Source organism: Streptomyces sp. NPDC127098 (assembly GCF_042722465.1).
In the GTDB taxonomy this organism is placed as follows: domain Bacteria; phylum Actinomycetota; class Actinomycetes; order Streptomycetales; family Streptomycetaceae; genus Streptomyces; species Streptomyces millisiae.
Genome location: NZ_JBHXFJ010000010.1, coordinates 124,634 through 142,909, shown reverse-complemented (window position 1 = coordinate 142,909; position 18,276 = coordinate 124,634). Strand labels below are relative to the sequence as shown.

Below are 18,276 nucleotides of genomic sequence, written 5' to 3'. Positions count from 1 at the left end.
TCGTTTTGGGGGGGTTACCCCGCCGCTTTTGCCGGCTGGGCCGGCGCCGGGGTTATTTCTTAAACCGGTGCCGCGGTTGTGTCTTGCGCGGTTGGGGGGGGCCGTTCGGCGGGGGGCTGGCCGGCCGGCCCCCCCCCCGCGTCTTTACCGTGTGCCCGGAATTCCGTGGCCGCCACGGAATTCCGCGAGAAGGGGAAAAGAATCCGATGACTTCAACCAATGACACGGCGGCCCCCGTGGCTCGGCCGGCGGACGCCGCGCCGACCCGCCGCAAGGGCCTGGTACTCCTGGTCACCTGCGCGGTGTTCTTCCTCGACGCGTTGGACAACTCCACCGTGGGTGTCGCCCTGCCCAGCATTCGCGACGACCTCTCGATGGGAACCGCCTCCTTACAGTGGCTGGTGTCCGGCTACACCCTCGCCTACGGCGGTTTCCTGCTGGTCGGCGGTCGCGCCGCCGACATCCTCGGCCGGCGCCGGGTGCTGCTCGTCGGCCTCACGGTCTTCGTCGGGGCCAGCCTGCTGGGCGGCATGATGACCGAGCCGGGGCCGCTGATCGCCTCCCGGTTCATCAAGGGCGTCGCCGCCGCCTTCACCGCACCGGCCGCGTTCTCCATCATCACCACGCGGTTCGCCGAGGGCCGGGAGCGCAACCGCGCCCTGTCGATCTACGGCGCCACCGGCGGCCTCGGCTGGTGCACGGGCCTGGTGGCCTCCGGGCTGCTCACCGACGTCGACTGGCGCCTGGTCTTCTTCGTGCCCGGCGCGGTGGGCCTGCTCGTGCTGGCGCTGGTGCCGCTCGCCGTCGAACCGGACGAGCCCGCGCCGGCCGGCGCCGGGCGCCGCTCCTACGACCCCGGCGGGGCGCTGGTGGTGACCGCCGCCCTGCTGCTGTTCGTGACGGCCGTGGTGCGGGCCCCCGACACCGGCTGGTCGGCGCCGAGCACCCTGCTCGCCCTCGCCCTCGCGCCGCTGCTGGTCTGCGTGTTCGTGGCCATCGAGCGCCGCCACCACGCCCCGATGCTCGCGCTCGACATCTTCTCCTCCCGCACCCGCAGCGCCTCCTACCTCATCGCCCTCACGCACGCCGCGGCCGCGCTCGGCTGGCAGTTCGCCGTCGTGCTGTACCTCCAGGAGGTGCTCGACTACGGCCCCGCCCGCATCGCGATGGCGATCCTCCCGCTCGGTGTGACCGTCTTCCTCGTCGCCCGGTTCGTCACCAGCCGGCTGGTCGACGCCTACGGCATCCGCTTCGTGTGCGCGCTCGGTCTCGTCGTCCAGGCCGTCTCCGTCGGCCTGTTCGCCGTGCTGGGCGAGGAGGACCGCTACCTCACGCTGGTCCTGCCCTGCCTGCTTGCGCACGGCTTCGCCTGCGGCACCGTGCTGTCGGCCGCCAACATCGGCGGGGTCAGCGCGGTGGCCGACGAGCGGCAGGGCGTCGCGGCGGGCCTCAGCTCCTCCTCGTACGCCGTCGGCGCCGGCCTCGGCACGGCGGTGCTCGCCGGCGTGATCGCCGCCACCACCGGCGACGCGGACGCCACGCCGCTGGCCGCCTTCCGGAACGCCTTCCTGGGCGCCTCCGCGCTGGCCGTCGTGGGCCTGGGGATCGCCCTCCTCGGACTGCCGCGGCGCGACCGGACCTCCTGACCACGGGTCCCGGCGCCCCGCCCGGCAGCACGAGGCCCCGTTCTCCCCACCCGGCCGTGGGGAGAACGGGGCCTTCGTACGAGCCGGGATCAGGCGGCGCCCCGCTCGGCCGCGCCGCCGCCGAGGAGACGCTCGAGCGCCCGCTCCGGCAGCCACGCCCAGCCGGGCCGGTGCCGGGTCTCGTACGCCACCTCGTAGACCGCCTTGTCCAGCAGGTAGGCGTGCAACAGCCGCCGGTCGCCGGCGTCCTGCGGCCCCGCCTCGGCCAGGTAGCCGTCGAGGAACGCCTGCTGGTGCAGGCTCGCCCAGCGCGCGGCGCGCACCCAGCGCCGGTCGTCCGCTGCCCGCCCCTCGTGCGCGCCGGTGAGCGGGTGGTGGGCGGCGTAGTCGAAGGAGCGCAGCATGCCGGCCAGGTCCCGCAACGGGGAGTCCGGGCGGTCCCGTTCGGCCGGCTCGGCCAGCGGCTCGCCCTCGAAGTCCACCAGCAGCCAGCCGGTGGCGGTGTGCAGGGTCTGCCCCAGGTGCAGGTCGCCGTGGACCCGCTGGGCCGTCCGCCGTGGCGAGCCGTCCAGGGCGGCGACCGAGCCCAACTCCGCCCGCAGCCGCGGCGCGTACGCCGTCAGCCGGGGCGCCAGCGCGAGCGCCAGGTCGAGACGGCGCGCCAGCCGCTGGGCGAGGCGCTGGTAGTCGACCCGGCGCAGCGCGACCCGCCCCCCGGTGGCCGCGAGGTCGCGGTGCACCACCGCGACCGCCCGGCCCAGGGTGCGGGCCGCCACCCGCAGGTCGGCCTGCGCCTGCCGCCCGGGCGGCGCCGGCTCGCCGAGGAAGCTCCCGGCGGCGGCCAGCGCCAGCGTCCAACCGTCCACGGCCCGCGGCAGGTACGTCTGCACGGTCGCGTAGGTGGTGCCGGTCGCCGCGTCCTCGACGGCGCCGAGCAGCGGCGGTACGTGCGGGCAGCCGGCGGCCGCGAGCCCCCGGTGCACGGTGAGGTCCCGGTTGGGGCCCGGGACCAGCCGGCGGAAGACCTTCAGCAGGTACCGGTCGCCCACCACCACCGAGCTGTTGCTCTGCTCCACGCCCAGCGGTCGCACCGGCAGCCCGCCGGCCGCCGGGGCGGCCGGCCGCGGCACGGCGGTGTTCGGCGCCGGCTGCGGCACGAGGCGCAGCCCGGGGCTCTCGGCCCCGGCCAGCACGCCCGCGACCAGGCCGCCGACCAGCCGGGGGTCGGCCAGGGCGTCGTACACCACGGTGTCGCCCGCCCTGGCGACGACGGCCGCCGGCTCGGGCACCGCGCCCGCCGGGCCGACGCCGAGCAGCAGCTGGTACCGCTCGTCCCCGGCCCCGGCCCGCACCACGGCCAGCACGAGGGCGGCGGGCCCGGCCGGGCCGACGGCGACCTCCCGGGCGTCGAGCACGGCCAGCCCGTCGGCGCTCTCGCCCGCGAACCACCGCTGCCCGGCCAGCCAGCCGGCCAGCGACGCGGTGACCGCGGGCGCGCCCAGGACCTCGACCGGCGCCGTCACGACGACGCCTTCGGCGTCTCGACGGCGAACCAGCGAACGCCAAGGCCCGGCAGTTCGAGGTCGAACGTCCCGTCCGGCACCGTGTGGTCGGGGCCGCCGGTCAGGTCGCGCAGCCGGGCGCCGGCCGCGTCCGGGAAGGACAGCGTGCACGACCTGGCCTCGGCGGCCAGGTTGACGACGCACAGCACCCGGTCGCGCGGGCCCTCCGGCGGCGCGTGGTCCCGGACGAAGGCCAGCACGGCCTCGTCCGAGGCGGCCAGCGGCTGGTACGTGCCCTCGCCGAACGCCGGGTGGGCGCGGCGCAGGTGCAGCATCCGCCGGGTCCAGTGCAGCAGCGAGTCGGCGTCGGCCAGCTGCGCCGCCACGTTCACCCGCTCCGGGGCGTGCTCGGGCGTGCTGACGACCGGCAGGTACAGCTGGTCGGGATCGGCCGTGGAGAAGCCGGCGTTGCGCTCACCCGACCACTGCATGGGGGTGCGGACCGCGTCCCGGTCGGCGAGCCAGATGTCGTCTCCCATGCCGATCTCGTCGCCGTAGTAGAGGATCGGCGAGCCCGGCAGCGAGAGCAACAGCGCGGTGGCCAGCCGGAGTCGGTCCTGGTCGTTGTCGAGCAGCGGCGCCAGCCGGCGACGGATGCCCACGTTGGCACGCATCCGGGGGTGCGGCGCGTACTCGGCGTACATGTAGGCGCGTTCCTCGTCGGTGACCATCTCCAGGCTCAACTCGTCGTGGTTGCGCAGGAAGATGCCCCACTGGCAGTCGTCGGGGATGTGCGGCGTGCTGGCCAGGATCTCGGTGACCGGCGCCGCCTTCTCCTGCCGCAGCGCCATGAAGAGCCGCGGCATCAGCGGGAAGTGGAACGCCATGTGGCACTCGTCGCCGGTCAGCCCGGTCTCCCCGAAGTACGCCACGGCGTCCTGCGGCCACTGGTTGGCCTCGGCGAGCAGCACCCGGCCCGGGTACTCGTCGTCCACCACCTTGCGCACCGACTTCAGGAAGTCGTGCGTCTCGGGCAGGTTCTCGCAGTCGGTGCCCTCCCGCGCGAACAGGTAGGGGACGGCGTCCAGGCGGAACCCGTCGATGCCGAGGTCGAGCCAGAACCGCAGCGCGTCCGTCATGGCGTCGAGCACCCGGGGGTTCTCGTAGTTGAGGTCCGGCTGGTGGGAGAAGAACCGGTGCCAGTAGTACTGGCCGCGCACCGGGTCGTAGGCCCAGTTGGAGCTCTCGGTGTCGACGAAGATGATCCGCGCGTCGGGGTACCCCGAGTCGTCGTCGGCCCACATGTAGAAGTCGCCGTACGGGCCGTCGGGATCGTGCCGGGACTCCTGGAACCACGGGTGCGCGTCCGAGGTGTGGTTCATGACCATGTCGACGATCACCCGGATGCCGCGCTGGTGTGCCGCGTCCAGCAGTTCGACGAAGTCGTCGATGGTGCCGAACTCCGGCAGCACGGCCCGGTAGTCGCTGATGTCGTAGCCGCCGTCGCGCAGCGGCGAGGCGTAGAAGGGCGGCAGCCACAGGCAGTCCACGCCCAGCCAGCGCAGGTGGTCGAGGCGGGCGGTCAGACCCCGCAGGTCGCCCACGCCGTCGCCGTCGCTGTCCGCGAAGGCGCGGACCAGCACCTCGTAGAAGACGGCCCGCTTGTACCAGCCGGGTTCGACGGGCGCCGGCCTGGCGGGCGCGAAGTCGGCCGCCACCGGTTCGGGAACGGCCCGGGCCGTGGTCGGCTCACGCATGGCGGGCCCGCACCAGGACGAGGGCCACCGACTCGCGGGGGTCCAGCTTGACGCGGGTGGCCCGGTTCCACAGCGCGGCCTCCCCGCCGATCTCGTCGCGCAGCAGCAGCGGCTCGTCGGGGGCCTCCCCGAAGGCCGCCGGCACGTCGCGCACCACGCCCTCCTCGACCCCCGACGGGTTGAGGGTGACCACGCACAGCAGTGACTCGCCGGTCGCCGGGTCGGTCTTCAGGTAGGCGAGCAGCGCGTCGTTGTCGACGTCCAGGAAGCGGATGTTCCGCAGCTGCCGCAGCGCCGGGTGGGCCCGGCGCAGCCGGTTCAGCTCGGTGAGCCACGGCGTCAGCGAGTTGCCCGAGGCGTCCGCGGCCTCGTAGTCGCGGGGCCGCAACTCGTACTTCTCCGAGGCCAGGTACTCCTCGCTGCCCTGGTGCAGCGCCCGGTGCTCGAACAGCTCGTAGCCCGAGTACACGCCCCAGGTCGGCGAGAGCGTGGCGGCCAGCGCGGCGCGCAGCGCGAACGCGGGTGGACCGCCGTGCTGGAGGCTGGCGTGCAGGATGTCCGGGGTGTTGACGAACAGGTTGGGCCGCAGGAAGTCGGCGTCCCCGGCCAGTTCGAGCGCGTAGTCCGTCAACTCGCCCTTGGCGGTGCGCCAGGTGAAGTACGTGTAGGACTGGGTGAACCCCGCCTTGGCCAGCCCCTTGAGCAGCGGCGGGCGGGTGAACGCCTCGGCCAGGAACAGCACGTCGGGGTCGGTCCGCTTGATCTCCCAGATGAGCCACTCCCACAGCCAGAGCGGCTTGGTGTGCGGGTTGTCGACGCGGAAGATCCGCACCCCCCGGTCCACCCAGAACCGGGTCACGCGCAGGATCTCGGCGCGCAGCCCCGCCGGGTCGTTGTCGAAGTTCAGCGGGTAGATGTCCTCGTACCGCTTGGGCGGGTTCTCGGCGTAGGCGATGCCGCCGTCCGGCTGGCGGGTGAACCACTCCGGGTGCTCGCGGGTCCACGGGTGGTCGGGCGAGCACTGGAGCGCCAGGTCGAGCGCCACCTCCATGCCGAGATCCCGGGCCGCGGCCACGAACGCCTCGAAGTCGGCCACGGTGCCGAGCGCCGGGTGGACCGCGTCGTGCCCGCCGGCGGGCGAGCCGATCGCCCAGGGCGAGCCCACGTCGTCGGGGGCCGCGGTGAGCGCGTTGTCGGGGCCCTTGCGGTTCGTGTGGCCGATGGGGTGGACGGGCGGCAGGTACACCACGTCGAAGCCCATCGCCGCGATGCGCGGCAGGTGGGCGGCCGCGGTGGCGAAGGTGCCGTGCACGGGCCGGCCGCGGTCGTCGACGCCGCCCGTGGAGCGCGGGAACATCTCGTACCAGGAGCCGAACAGGGCCCGTTCGCGGTCCACCCAGATCCGGTGCGCCGGGCCCTGGGTCAGCAGTTCCCGCTTCGGGTGCGCGGCGGCCAGCGCGTCGATGTCCCCGGCGGTGGCCGGGGCCAGGCGGTCGGCGAGCGGCAGCGTGGCGTCGCGCAACAGCCGCGCCGCGCGCGCCGGGCGCGGGTCGCCGCTGGCCTCGGCCAGCTCCGTCAGCAGCCGGGCACCGGTCTCCAGGTCGTTGGCGAGCAGCGGCAGCGGCACCCGGGCGGCCACCTTGGCGTCGACGGCGCGCCGCCAGGTCGCCCACGGGTCGCTCCAGGCGCGCACCCGGTAGGTCCACATGCCCTCGTGGGTGGGGACGATCCGCGCCGCCCAGCGGTCGAGCCCAGCGTCGACGAGCGTCAGCGGGACCGTGCCGGCCCCGGCGGTGCCGACGAGCGGTTCGAAGACCACCTCGGCCGCGAGTGTCTCGTGGCCCTCGCGCCAGATGGTGGCGCCTATCGGAATATGCTCCCCGACCACCCCCTTCGCGGGATACCGGCCCCCGTCGACAACCGGAGCCAGGTCGGTTATGACCAGGCGTGGAGTCATTATCTGCCCCTTTCTCAAGGCTTCTTGCTCATGGTGCGAAGAGGCGTGTGAATCGACGCGGCAAACTCCGGGGAAATGTTGTACTCCGTCAACTTGGACGAGTGGTCGGAGCGGTTCCGGCAATCCTTGAGACCCGGGTATTCCACGGGATGTACTTCAACCGTGCTCAGTACGGCGGGGCCCCGATTCCGGAGCTCGCCAGGATCTCAGTCCAGTTGAGGAGCAAACGATGTCCAAGCGGATACTCGTCGTCCTGTCCGAATACGGTTACTGGGGCGAGGAACTCGTCGGCCCGGTCGAGGCGTTCGACAGGCAGGGCTACCAGATCACGTTCATGACGCCGACCGGCAAGCGGGCGCACGCGCTGCCGCCGAGCGTCGACCCCGAGTACATCGACCCGCCGCTCGGCCGCTCGGTCACCACCCGCGACATGGCCCGCCGCGCCGCCGAGCTCGACGAGTCCGACCGGCTCGACAACCCGGTCAGCCTCCAGTCCCTCATCCCCGAGCGCCCCTACTACAGCGCGCTCAACCACCTGCGGGAGCTGGAGGAGTACCACAGCCGCCTCGACCGGGCCACCGGCGACCTGGTGTCCGGCTTCGACGCGCTGGTCATCGTCGGCGGCAGCGGCCCCATCGTGGACCTGGCCAACAACGAGCGGCTGCACGAGCTGGTGCTGGCGTTCGTCAGGGCCGACAAGCCGATCCTCGCCGAGTGCTACGGCGTCGCCGTGCTCGCCTTCGCCCGCGACTGGGAGGACCGCGCCAGCATCCTGTGGGGCAAGCACGTCACGGGCCACCCCAAGGAGTACGACTACAAGGACGGCACCGGCTTCCTCGGCGTCGACTTCAACATGGGCCCGCCGCCGTACCCGCTGGAGTACATCCTGCGCGACGCCACAGGCCCCGAGGGGGCCTTCCACGGCAACGTCGGCAAGGAGACCTCGGTCATCGTCGACTACCCCTTCGTGACCGCCCGTTCCACCCCGGACTCCGTCCCCTCCGGCGAACTGCTGGTCGAGGTGCTGGAGAACGGCCTGCGCCGGCACGGCTGGTAACCCCCGAGCCCGCCCGAGAGGAGATCCCGCATGCGTGCCAGGCCAGGAAAGGCCGCCATCTTCGAGCAGTTCGCGGCCGATGGCATCACCTACATGTTCGGCAACCCGGGAACGGTCGAGCAGGGCTTCCTCGACGAGTCGAGGAACTTCCGGCTGACCTACGTCCCGACGCTCCACGAGAGCGCCGCCGTGGGCATCGCCGACGGCTACGCCCGCGCCACCCGGCGGCCCGCCCTGGTCCAGCTGCACAGCGGCGTCGGCCTCGGCAACGGCATCGGCATGCTCTACCAGGCCAAGCGCGGCGGCTCGCCGCTGGTGGTGGTGGCCGGCGAGGCCGGGGTGCGCTACGACGCGATGGACGCCCAGATGGCCGCCGACCTGGTGGCGATGGCCGAACCCGTCGTCAAGTACGCCACCCGCGTCATCGACCCGGCCTCCACCCTGCGGGTGCTGCGCCGCGCCGTGAAGATGGCGATGACCCCGCCGCGCGGCCCGGTGCTCGTGGTGCTGCCGGCCGACGTGCTCGACGAGTTGACCACCGAGCCCGCCGTGCCGACCAGCATCCCCGACACCCGGGTCGCCCCGAGTGCCGAGGCGCTGCGCGAGGCCGGGCGGCTGCTGTCGACCGCCCGGCGGCCGCTGATCCTGATGGGCGACGGCGTCGCCGCCAGTGACGCCCAGCCCGAGCTGACGGCGGTCGCCGAGCGGCTCGGCGCGCCGGTGTGGGGGGTGAACTCGTCGGAGGTCAACTTCGACACCACCCACCCGCTCTACGGTGGCCAGCTCGGCCACATGTTCGGCAAGGACAGCGCTCGGGTGGTCGGCGACGCCGACGGGGTGCTGATCGTCGGCACCTATGTCTTCCCTGAGGTCTTCCCGCACCTGGACAGCCCCTTCAGCGCCGACGCCAGGATCGTCCACATCGACCTGGACGCCTACGAGATCGCGAAGAACTTCCCGGTCGACCTCGGCGTCGTCGCCGACCCCAAGGTCGCGCTCGCCGGACTGGCCGAGACGCTCGGCCCGCGGACCCGCGCGGCCGGCCGCCCGGTCGCGGCCCAGGCCACGACGACGCCGGCGGCCGACGAGTCGCCGATGGAGCGCTTCGCCCGCGTCCTGGCCGAGCGCGGCCCCGCCGACCTCGTCGTCTTCGACGAGGCGCTGACCGCGGGAGGGCCGCTGGCCAGGCACCTGCCGCCGCGCCGTCCTGGCCACTTCTTCCAGACCCGGGGCGGCTCACTCGGCGTCGGCATCCCGGGCGCCATCGGCGCCAAGCTGGCCCGCCCCGAGCTGCCGGTCATCGGCTTCACCGGGGACGGCGGCAGCATGTACACCTTCCAGGCGCTCTGGACGGCGGCCCGGGAGAACATCGGCGCCAAGTTCGTGATCTGCAACAACGGCCGCTACCGGCTGCTCGACCTCAACATCGAGCAGTACTGGCGGGAGCAGGGCATCGCCCCGCACGCCTACCCGGAGGCGTTCGACCTCACCAGGCCGGAGATCGACTTCACCGCCCTCGCCGCGGCGCTCGGCGTCCCCGGCCGGCGGGTGGCCAAGGCCGACGAGGTGGAGGCCGCCATCGAGGCCATGTGGGCCCACGAGGGCCCCTACCTGATCGACCTGGCCGTCGACTGACCGCCGCGGGCCCCGCCCGCACACCTCACCGGGAACCCGTACCGGGAACCCGTACCGGGAACCCGTACCGAGAACCCGTACCGAGAACCCGTACCGAGAAAGGAACCGTCCGTGACCCTGCCCGCCCCCACCCGCATCGTCACCCCCATCACCGAGCCCGCGAGACGACGCCGGCTGACCGCCGCCCGCGCCGAGGCGCTGGTGCGGCGCTGGCACCGGGCGCTCACCGACCGCCGCCCACTGGGCGAGTTGACGGAACACCTGGCCAACGGGCTGCGCCTCGACCTCCCCTCGGGTGTCGTCCGCGGCGTCGAGGGCTTCCGCCGCTGGTACGAGGCCGGCGACCTGCTGCCGCTCGCCGGCCGCGGCGTCGCGCTGACCGGGGTCGACGTGCGGCTCCTGTCGCCGCTGCACGCCGAGGTGACGGCGACCACCATCACGGGCCCCGGCGCCGTCCCGACCCGGCACGAGTGGTGGGTGGTGCGGCAGCCGGAGGGGCCGCGGATCCGCACCATCAGCGTCCGGCAGCCGGCCGCCGCGCCGGCGACCGCCGCGCGCACGGCGCTGCTGAGCGCCTGACCCACCCGGGGCCGGCCCGACCCCCGCCCAGCCGGGGGCCGGGCCGGCCCCGGGGACCGAGACCACGCCCGTCCCACTTCCTGACCAGGGGATACCAACGATGACCACACAGCCGTCACCCACCCGTGGCCGCCTCGCCGGCAAGCGCGTCGGAATCCTGATGGAGAACGACTTCGTGGAGGAGGAGATCTCGTACTACCGGCGGCGCTTCGCCGAGGAGGGCGCCGAGGTCACCCTGCTGACCCGCCTGTGGGGCCGGCCCTCCCTCACCTTCACCGGCGCCGAACAGCGCGCGCCGCTGACCGTGACCGAGGACCTGGAGGCCCTCGACTACACCCAACTCGCCCGCCTCTCCGCCCTGATCGTGCCCTCGGGCCAGGTCTCCGACCGGCTCCGCTACAGCGAGGACGTCGAACGGCTCGCGCCTGCCGTCGAGTTGATGTGCCGCGCCTTCCGGCTGCCGAACCTGGTGAAGGGTTTCTCCTGCCACGGCCTGGCCCTGGTCTCCGCCACCCCCGAGCTGGTCCGCGGGCGCGAGGTCACCTGCCACAACAACCTGGTGGGCGACATCCGCAACATGGGCGCGATGTACACCAACCAGGACGTGGTGGTCGACGGCGACCTGGTGACCAGCCGCACCGTCGACCAGTGCCACCTGCTGGCCCGCTCCGTCATCGACCTGCTCGACCCGGTGCCGGAACCGGCCGTCGCCGGGGCCGTCTCGTGACCGGCGCCGGCCCCGGCCAGGCCCTCCACTCCTCGCACTCCGACACCACGAGCGGCTACGTGGTGCGCCGGGAGGGCGGCCGGGTCATCCTGCGCACCCTCGACGACCGACTGGTGACCGTCCACCTGACGGCCACCACCTCGGGGGAGCGGCTGCGCAACCTCGGCGAGCCCTACGCCGACGTCACGCCCCGGCTCTACGACGAACTGACCCCGGGCACCCTGGTCTTCGCCTACGGCCCGGTCTACCAGGAGGACGAAGGACCTTACCTCCAGGCCGGACACCTGGTGTTCGCCGGCGGCGCGGCCAGCCGGTGGCCCCACGAGCGGGCCGGCTGGTGGACCGACCAACTACGGGAGCTCGCCGCGTTCTACCGGCGCGCGCAGTTCGGCGAGCGGGACGTCGACTTCGGCGACTACCGCACCGACCTGCGCAACAGCGGCCAGAAGGCGACCCGGCAGGTGCAGGAGACGGACACCATCTCCCGCATGGTCTACGGCATGGCCAGCACCTTCCTGCTGACCGGCGACGAACGCGCGCTGACCGTGGCCGAGCGCGGCTCCCGCTACCTCCACGACCATATGCGCTTCGTCGACCAGGACGCCGACGTCGTGTACTGGTACCACGGCATCGACGTCACCGGCGACCGCGAACACAAGCTGTTCGCCTCCGAGTTCGGCGACGACTACCGGGCCATCCCGGCCTACGAGCAGATCTACGCGCTGGTCGGCCTGGTGCAGACGTACCGGGTGACCGGCGACCCCACGATCCTCGCCGACATCGAGGGCACCGTCCGCCTCTTCGAGCGGTTCTTCCACGACCCGAAGCTCGGCGGCTACTACTCGCACATCGACCCGGTCACCCTGAGCCCGCACGACGAGTCGCTCGGCCCCAACCGGTCCCGGAAGAACTGGAACTCGGTGGGCGACCACGCCCCCGCCTACCTCTTCAACCTGTACCTGGCCACGGGCGCCGAGCGGTACCGCAGGATGCTCGAGCACACCTTCGACATGATCGTGACGCACCTGCCCGACCGCTCCCCGGACGGCAGCCCGTTCGTCAGGGAACGGTTCCACGCCGACTGGACCCCCGACCACGCCTGGGGCTGGCAGCAGAACCGCGCGGTCGTCGGCCACAACCTGAAGATCGCCTGGAACCTGATGCGGATGCAGGGCACCCTGCCGAAGCGCGAGTACCGGGCGTTGGCCGAGTCGTTGGGGAAGACGATGCCGTCCGTCGGCCTCGACCGGCGCCGCGGCGGCTGGTACGACCTGGTCGAGCGTATCCCGGAGCGCGGCCGGCACGCCTTCGTCTGGCACGACCGCAAGTCCTGGTGGCAGCAGGAGCAGGCCATCCTGGCCTACCTCATCCTGGCGGGCCACACCGGGGACGACGACTTCCTGCGCCACGCCAGGGAGTCGGCCGCCTTCTACAACGCGTTCTTCCTCGACCACGACGAGGGCGGCGTGTTCTTCACGGTGCTGGCCCAGGGCATCCCGTACCTGATGGGCAACGAGCGGCTCAAGGGCAGCCACGCCATGAGCATGTACCACAAGGCCGAACTCTGTTACCTCGCCGAGGTCTACACCCGGCTGCTGGTCCACCGCGAACCGCTCGACCTCCACTTCAGGCCGGGTCCCGACGCGCGCTACCCGGACCGGCTGCTGCGTGTCTCGCCCGACGTCTTCCCGCCCGGCGCGGTCGTCCTGGACAGCGTCACCGTCGACGGACGGCCCTACGCCGACTTCGACCCGACCGAACTCACCGTCCGGCTGCCGGACTCCGCCTCGCCGCTGGCGGTGCGGGCCACCGTCCGGCCGGCGGACCGTCGCGACCGATAGGAGATCCCGATGTCGTTCACCGCCTCGCTCGGCTCGGCCGGCAGCTCCACCGTCCTGCACCTCGCGGGCCGGCTCACCGACGCCGACGTGCGCACCCTGCGGACGCTCGTCGACCAGGCCGTGGGCGGCGCGCCCCGGCGGCTGCTGGTCGACGCCAACGACCTGGAGGCGCTCGTCCCGGCGGGCGTGCGCTGCCTGGCGTTCGCCCAGCAACACCTCGCCCCCGGCACCGAGATGGTGATCGCCGGCGCGTCCGAGGACCTGCGCCAGGCCCTGGCCCACGCCGGCCTCACCGACTCCATGACCGTCGTGACGGCCACGGCGGCGGCCTGAGCGCTCCGCGCCGTCATGGCCGTTCGCGCGGTTCCCCGCGCCCCTTCAGGGGCGTTGCCGAATCGCGGCGGACTGCGACCGACCTGCTCAGGCCCGGCCACGGGCCGGGCGCCTGGCCAGCCAGGCGCCCGGCCCGTGCGCCGTCGTGACGCGGCGGGCGCCGACGAAGCCGAACCGGCCGAGCCGCTCGGCCTCCCGCTCCGACGCGGCGATGGCCAGCACGGCCGCGGCGTCCCGGTCGGCGGCCGCGAGGCCCGGCGCGAGCAGCCCTGTGGTCCGCCGCTCGTCCCAGTCGGGACCGAGCACCCCGGCGGTGGTGAGCGTCCAGTGCCGCTCCTCGGGCCGCACGGCCGCCAACGTCGCCCTGGCACGCTCGCCGGCGGCGACCAGGTCGATCGGGTCCCGCAGTTCCCTGGTCAGCACCTCCGTCAGGCGCCGGCTCACCGGCTCCGCGTCCGGCGGCAGCCAGATCGCCGCCGCCGCGACCCGGGTGTCGCCGAGGCCGCCCTCGGCCACCCACAACTGCCCCTCCTCCAGCAGGTGGTGGGCCAGCAGCAGCCGTAGCGCGCGCCGCGCCTGGTCGTCGTCCCCCGGCGGGGGGCCCGGCACGAGCAGCCGCACCACCGCGGGCACGTCCACCAGCCGCCCTGGCCGCACGCCCGCCGTCGCGGCGCTGACCGCCATCGGCATGGTCATCGCCGTCAGACCCGGCTCGTACGCCGGTCGCCGGCGTCCACGTCGGACCCGGTGGCCACGCCGCCCGCGCCGTCCGCCGGCCGCCGGTCGAGCTTCGCGCCCTCGACGTCGACGTCGGGGATCACCCGCTCCAGCGGCTTCGGCAGCCACCAGGCGGCCTTCCCCAGCAGCGCGAGCACCGCCGGCACGACGGCCATCCGCACCACGAAGGCGTCGAACAGCACCGCCACGGCCAGGCCGAAGCCGATCATCTTCACCATCGACTCCGACGAGCCGATGAAGCCCGCGAAGACGCTGATCATGATCACCGCGGCGGCCGCGACCACCCGGGCCCCGTGCCGGAAGCCAGTCACCACGGCCTCGTTGGGCGTCTCGCCGTGCACGTACGCCTCGCGCATCCGGGTCACCAGGAAGACCTCGTAGTCCATGGCGAGTCCGAACACCACGCCCACCATGAAGATCGGCATCAGGCTCATGATCGGGCCGGTCTCCTCGACGCCGAACAGGCCGCCGAGCCAGCCCCACTGGAAGACCGCGACCACCGCGCCGAGCGCCGCGACCACCGACAGCAGGAAGCCGAGCGCCGCCTTCAACGGCACCAGCACCGACCGGAACACGGCCACCAGCAGCACCACCGCGAGGCCGACCACCAGCGCCAGGTACGGCAGCAGCGCGTCGTCCAGCTTCTGCGACACGTCGATGGCCATCGCGGTCTGGCCGGTGACCAGCACCTCGTCGCCGTTGGCCGCGCGGATCGCGTTGACCAGCTCCTCGGTCTCGGCGCTGTTCGGCTTGGACTCCGGGATCACGTTGATCATGGCGGTGTCGCCCGCCTCGTTGAACGTGGCCGGGGTGACGAGCGCGACGTCGTCGAGCCCGCCGACCGTGTCCACCACGCGCTGTGCCTCGGCCTGCGGGTCGGCGCTGCCCCGGGCGTCCACGGTGACGACCAGCGGGCCGTTGAAGCCGGGTCCGAAGCCCTCGGACATCAGGTCGTAGGCCCGGCGCTGGGTGGTGCTCGTCGGCTGCGAGCCGTCGTCCGGCAGGCCGAGCTCCAGGCTGGTGGCCGGCAGCGCGACCGCGCCGAGGCCCAGGACGCCGACCAGCAGCACGGTGACCGGCCGGCGCAGCACGAACCTGGCCCAGCGGGTCCCCAGGTTGTCCTTCCGCTCGGCCGGGTCCGGCTCGGCGCCGCGCGCCTTCCTGGCCAGCACCCGGTCGCCGGCGAAGCCGAGCAGCGCCGGGATCAGGGTGAGCGCGACGAGCACGGCCAGGGCGACGGCGCCGGCGGCGGCCAGGCCCATGGAGGTGAGGATCGGGATGTTGACGACGGCGAGGCCGGCCAGGGCGATGACCACCGTCAGACCGGCGAACACCACCGCGGAGCCCGCCGTGCCGACCGCCCGCCCCACGGCCGTCAACCGGTCCCGGCCCTCGGCGAGTTCGGCGCGGTAGCGGGAGACGATGAACAGCGCGTAGTCGATGCCGACCGCGAGCCCGATCATCATGGCCAGGATCGGGGTCGTGCTGTTCAGCTCCAGGGGCCCGCTCAGCGCGGTGATGAGGGCGACGCTGATGCCGACGCCGACGAGCGCGGTCAGCAGCGGCAGTCCGGCGGCCACCAGCGAGCCGAAGGTGATCACCAGCACCACGGCGGCGACCGCGACGCCGATGACCTCGGTGGCGCCGGTGTGCGGTATCTGGGTCAGCGCGTCGCCGCCGATCTCGACCGTGAGACCCGCGTCGCGGCCGAGCTCAGCCGCGCTCTCCAGGGCGTCGCGGTCGGCGTCGGCCAGCTCGGTCGACTTCACGTCGTAGCCGACCTGGGCGTACGCGATGGAGCCGTCCTCGCTGACGGCCTGGGCCTGGAAGGGGTCGACGACGTTGGTCACGTGGTCGGAGCCGGCGGCCAGCTCGCCGACCACCCGCTCCACGGCCGCCCGGTCGGTGGCGTCGGTGATGTCGCCGTCCTGGGCCTGGAAGACCACGCGGGCCGTGGCGCCGTCGGCGCTGGCCCCCGGGAAGCGCTCGTCGAGCAGGTCGAACGCCCGCTGCGCCTCGGTGCCGGGGATGGTGATGGAGGTGGACGCCGACGACGAGGCGGTGGCCGCGCCGACGCCGGCGACGGCCAGCAGCGCGACCCAGATCAGGGCGATCAACCGCCGCCGCTGGAAGGAGAACTGGCCGAGTCGTTGGAGAAAGGTAGCCATGAGCTGCGTTTCCCTGGGGGTGTCGTTGTTGCTTTAAAGGCTGATAAATGGGCTGGGGAAGGGCGTGGGGGACCGCCCCGGCGGCCGACGGCCGCCCGGTCTCGCCCCGTGCTTTCGGTGGTGGTTAGGCTCTGAGCCCGAGTGCGGGCAGGATCACGGTCCTTGCGTACTCCACGAGGAAGTCGGTGTCCGGCTGCTTGTCCTCGAACAGCGGGCGGCCGATGAGCGCCCCGAGCACCATGTAGAGCAGGTGCTCGGCGTCCGGCCCGTTCGGCGGCAGTTCGCCGCGCTCCCGGGCCTCGTCCAAGAGCTTTCTGGTGGCGGTCAGCTCCGGCAGGAGCAGCATCTCGCGGAAGGCCGTCTGGAGTTCGGGGTTCTGGTGCATGGCCGGCCCGAGCGCCCGCATCAGCGCCGCCTCCTCGCTGAGGCGGCGGCCGGCTACCCGCATCTGCTCGACCAGCGTCTCGGCCAGGGTGTCGGCCCTGACCTCCGTCACGCTGGGTGGCTTGAGCTGCTTGAGCATGCTCACCACCAGCTCGGCCTTGGTGTTCCACCGGCGGTAGAGGGTGGCCTTGCTGGCGCGGGCGACGGTGGCGACCTCGTCCATGGTGAGCACGTCGTAGCCGTGCTCACGCAGCAGCCCCTCCACCACCTGGTAGATCTCCCGCTCCCTGGCCTCCGACAGCCGACTCCGCCGGCCGGTGGGTGCCGCCTCGCTGGTCTCCGTGGGCATCGCTACTCCTGTACGAAACTGTTCCGTACTCATAGTAGGTCGCGGCTTAGCGAAACGAAAACGTACCGCTTGTGGTACCCGTCACATCTTCCGCTGGCGCATGATGGAGGCATGCCCGAGGGAGACACCGTCTGGCAGGCCGCGCACCGGCTCGACGCGGCACTCGCCGGCCACCAGCTGACCCGCACCGACCTGCGCGTCCCCCGACTGGCCACCGTCGACCTCACCGGCCGCGCCGTCCTCGACGTCACCCCGCGCGGCAAGCACCTGCTCACCCGCGTCGAGGGCGGCCTGACCCTCCACTCCCACCTCCGGATGGACGGCGCCTGGCACGTCCACGCCCCCGGCGAGCGCTGGCGCGGCGGCCCCGCCCACCAGATCCGCGCCATCCTCGGCACCGCCGACCACACCGCCGTCGGCTACCGCCTGCCAGTCCTCGACCTCGTCCGCACCGCCGAGGAACCGCGCCTCGTCGGCCACCTCGGGCCCGACCTCCTCGGCCCCGACTGGGACCCGGCCGAGGCCCGCCGCCGCCTCCTCGCCGACCCCACCCGCCCCCTCGGCGCCGCCCTGCTCGACCAGCGCAACCTCGCCGGCATCGGCAACGTCTACCTGGCCGAGCTCTGCCACCTCGCCCGGGCCACCCCCTGGCTCCCCGTCGGCGAGCTGCCCGACCTCGACGCCCTGCTCGCCACGGCTCACCGCCTCCTCACCGCCAACCGCGCCACCCCGAACCGCACCACCACCCGGCGCGGCCGCCCCCGCCTCCACGTCTACGCCCGCGCCGGCCAACCGTGCCTCACCTGCGGCACCCCGGTCCGCGTCACCTCCGACACCTACGGACACCCGGGCCGCGAGCGCCCCACCTACTGGTGCCCCACCTGCCAACCCGGCCCGGGCCCGCGGGAGTCCACGACCCGTTGAGCCCCCGCGGGGCCTTGCCGAGGCCGGCCCTGACCGCTGACACGGACCGCTGCGTCATGGTGAACCGGCTGAGCCAGCGGCCCGCCGTGTCACGTAGTTCCGGGTGCGCGCCGGCCTTGAGGCCGGCGGCTCAGTTTCCCGCGTCGTCGCCACCTTCACTACGGACGGGCGGCGGGGCCGCCGGCGGGGGAGACGCGGTGATGGAGAGACCGGAGAAGTCCCGCCCCTGGACGATCGGTCCGTACAGGGTGCCGCCGCTGATCTCGTTGCGGACTTCTCCGTCCCCGGTCCGTACTCGCAGTGCCTCCTGCCGCCAGGTTTCAAGACGTGTACAGAAGTCCGGGTCGAGAGTGGCCCGCACGGCGAGTGTCGTGCTGAGCGACTGAGCACGTTCGGGATCGGACGGCGACTGTGCCAGCCTGGTCACCTCCGTATCCCCGGAACTCACCGGGGGCGGCTCGTCCGTCCCACCGCTCCCGTCGCGCCGGAACGGCCGTCGTACCAGGGCGATCAGCCCTTCCCATGCCTGCCTGCCGGCCTCCCCTCCGGCACCTGCGGCCAGTGCGGCGAGTAAGGCCGTCGAGATCGGTTCCATCCCTAACTCCCTGATCCAGGACCGTCAGTGGCTGCGCGTCCTCGACAGCATTCCCTTACCGGAGTTGCCGCAAGGTTTTCGCAA

The 18,276-nt window shown here is 73.2% G+C and carries 15 protein-coding genes; 8 read left to right on the top strand and 7 right to left on the bottom strand.

From position 1 onward, the window contains the following. Positions 1–206 precede the first annotated feature (206 nt). Positions 207–1,646, top strand: coding sequence for an MFS transporter (locus ACFWI8_RS09855; RefSeq protein WP_387087892.1), 1,440 nt, complete (start codon positions 207–209; stop codon positions 1,644–1,646). 89 nt (positions 1,647–1,735) lie between these two features. Here the strand turns inward: ACFWI8_RS09855 and ACFWI8_RS09850 are convergent, their stop codons facing one another. The 3 genes from ACFWI8_RS09850 to ACFWI8_RS09840 are packed head-to-tail and all read right to left on the bottom strand — an operon-like array spanning position 1,736 to position 6,862. Then, positions 1,736–3,169 carry a hypothetical protein gene (locus ACFWI8_RS09850; RefSeq protein ID WP_387087889.1) on the bottom strand — a complete coding sequence of 478 codons (1,434 nt, stop codon included), beginning with the start codon at positions 3,167–3,169 and terminating at the stop codon, positions 1,736–1,738. Next, complete coding sequence (gene treS, locus ACFWI8_RS09845; RefSeq protein ID WP_387087886.1) at positions 3,166–4,905, bottom strand: maltose alpha-D-glucosyltransferase; 1,740 nt, start codon at positions 4,903–4,905, stop codon at positions 3,166–3,168. Before treS ends, ACFWI8_RS09850 begins: the two co-directional genes overlap by 4 nt. After that, positions 4,898–6,862 carry a maltotransferase domain-containing protein gene (locus tag ACFWI8_RS09840; protein ID WP_387087884.1) on the bottom strand — a complete coding sequence of 655 codons (1,965 nt, stop codon included), beginning with the start codon at positions 6,860–6,862 and terminating at the stop codon, positions 4,898–4,900. Before ACFWI8_RS09840 ends, treS begins: the two co-directional genes overlap by 8 nt. 229 nt (positions 6,863–7,091) lie before the next feature. Here ACFWI8_RS09840 and ACFWI8_RS09835 point away from each other — a divergent pair, with 229 nt between their 5' ends. The 6 genes from ACFWI8_RS09835 to ACFWI8_RS09810 all read left to right on the top strand — a co-directional run bounded on the left by ACFWI8_RS09835 (position 7,092) and on the right by ACFWI8_RS09810 (position 13,034). After that, the gene (locus ACFWI8_RS09835) at positions 7,092–7,919 is read left to right on the top strand and encodes a type 1 glutamine amidotransferase domain-containing protein (RefSeq protein WP_387087881.1); all 828 of its coding nucleotides are present in this window, start codon (positions 7,092–7,094) and stop codon (positions 7,917–7,919) included. 30 nt (positions 7,920–7,949) lie between these two features. Next, entirely contained in the window at positions 7,950–9,554 is a 1,605-nt protein-coding gene (locus ACFWI8_RS09830; protein ID WP_387087878.1) for a thiamine pyrophosphate-binding protein, read from the top strand. A gap of 111 nt (positions 9,555–9,665) precedes the next feature. Then, positions 9,666–10,133, top strand: coding sequence for a hypothetical protein (locus ACFWI8_RS09825; RefSeq protein ID WP_387087876.1), 468 nt, complete (start codon positions 9,666–9,668; stop codon positions 10,131–10,133). A gap of 100 nt (positions 10,134–10,233) precedes the next feature. Further along, positions 10,234–10,860 (top strand): DJ-1/PfpI family protein, encoded by a 627-nt coding sequence (locus ACFWI8_RS09820; protein ID WP_311597073.1) that lies wholly within the window; start codon positions 10,234–10,236, stop codon positions 10,858–10,860. Then, complete coding sequence (locus ACFWI8_RS09815; protein ID WP_387087872.1) at positions 10,857–12,701, top strand: AGE family epimerase/isomerase; 1,845 nt, start codon at positions 10,857–10,859, stop codon at positions 12,699–12,701. The genes ACFWI8_RS09820 and ACFWI8_RS09815 overlap by 4 nt, the downstream gene beginning before the upstream one ends. Positions 12,702–12,710: 9 nt before the next feature. Then, complete coding sequence (locus ACFWI8_RS09810; protein WP_387087870.1) at positions 12,711–13,034, top strand: STAS domain-containing protein; 324 nt, start codon at positions 12,711–12,713, stop codon at positions 13,032–13,034. Between the two features lie 87 nt (positions 13,035–13,121). Here the strand turns inward: ACFWI8_RS09810 and ACFWI8_RS09805 are convergent, their stop codons facing one another. From ACFWI8_RS09805 to ACFWI8_RS09795, 3 genes are all read right to left on the bottom strand, one after another. Continuing rightward, positions 13,122–13,730 (bottom strand): hypothetical protein, encoded by a 609-nt coding sequence (locus ACFWI8_RS09805; RefSeq protein WP_387087867.1) that lies wholly within the window; start codon positions 13,728–13,730, stop codon positions 13,122–13,124. A 5-nt stretch (positions 13,731–13,735) separates the two neighbouring features. Continuing rightward, entirely contained in the window at positions 13,736–15,940 is a 2,205-nt protein-coding gene (locus tag ACFWI8_RS09800) for an MMPL family transporter (RefSeq protein WP_387087864.1), read from the bottom strand. A 124-nt stretch (positions 15,941–16,064) separates the two neighbouring features. Continuing rightward, positions 16,065–16,673: a TetR/AcrR family transcriptional regulator gene (locus ACFWI8_RS09795; RefSeq protein ID WP_387087861.1), complete on the bottom strand. Its 609-nt coding sequence runs from the start codon at positions 16,671–16,673 to the stop codon at positions 16,065–16,067. A gap of 111 nt (positions 16,674–16,784) precedes the next feature. Here ACFWI8_RS09795 and ACFWI8_RS09790 point away from each other — a divergent pair, with 111 nt between their 5' ends. After that, a complete protein-coding gene (locus ACFWI8_RS09790) occupies positions 16,785–17,597 on the top strand; it encodes a DNA-formamidopyrimidine glycosylase family protein (RefSeq protein WP_387087858.1) in 813 nt (270 codons plus the stop codon). A 130-nt stretch (positions 17,598–17,727) separates the two neighbouring features. Here ACFWI8_RS09790 and ACFWI8_RS09785 read toward each other — a convergent pair whose 3' ends face one another. Then, entirely contained in the window at positions 17,728–18,024 is a 297-nt protein-coding gene (locus tag ACFWI8_RS09785; RefSeq protein ID WP_387087855.1) for a hypothetical protein, read from the bottom strand. Positions 18,025–18,276 lie beyond the last annotated feature (252 nt).

Excerpts from the sequence above, each read along its gene's own strand:
- ACFWI8_RS09855 (WP_387087892.1), top strand. The coding sequence starts at position 207 with ATGACTTCAACCAATGACACGGCGGCCCCCGTGGCTCGGCCGGCGGAC.
- treS (WP_387087886.1), bottom strand. The coding sequence starts at position 4,905 with ATGCGTGAGCCGACCACGGCCCGGGCCGTTCCCGAACCGGTGGCGGCC.
- ACFWI8_RS09840 (WP_387087884.1), bottom strand. The coding sequence starts at position 6,862 with ATGACTCCACGCCTGGTCATAACCGACCTGGCTCCGGTTGTCGACGGG.
- ACFWI8_RS09835 (WP_387087881.1), top strand. The coding sequence starts at position 7,092 with ATGTCCAAGCGGATACTCGTCGTCCTGTCCGAATACGGTTACTGGGGC.
- ACFWI8_RS09830 (WP_387087878.1), top strand. The coding sequence starts at position 7,950 with ATGCGTGCCAGGCCAGGAAAGGCCGCCATCTTCGAGCAGTTCGCGGCC.
- ACFWI8_RS09820 (WP_311597073.1), top strand. The coding sequence starts at position 10,234 with ATGACCACACAGCCGTCACCCACCCGTGGCCGCCTCGCCGGCAAGCGC.
- ACFWI8_RS09810 (WP_387087870.1), top strand. The coding sequence starts at position 12,711 with ATGTCGTTCACCGCCTCGCTCGGCTCGGCCGGCAGCTCCACCGTCCTG.
- ACFWI8_RS09805 (WP_387087867.1), bottom strand. The coding sequence starts at position 13,730 with ATGACCATGCCGATGGCGGTCAGCGCCGCGACGGCGGGCGTGCGGCCA.
- ACFWI8_RS09800 (WP_387087864.1), bottom strand. The coding sequence starts at position 15,940 with ATGGCTACCTTTCTCCAACGACTCGGCCAGTTCTCCTTCCAGCGGCGG.
- ACFWI8_RS09795 (WP_387087861.1), bottom strand. The coding sequence starts at position 16,673 with ATGCCCACGGAGACCAGCGAGGCGGCACCCACCGGCCGGCGGAGTCGG.
- ACFWI8_RS09790 (WP_387087858.1), top strand. The coding sequence starts at position 16,785 with ATGCCCGAGGGAGACACCGTCTGGCAGGCCGCGCACCGGCTCGACGCG.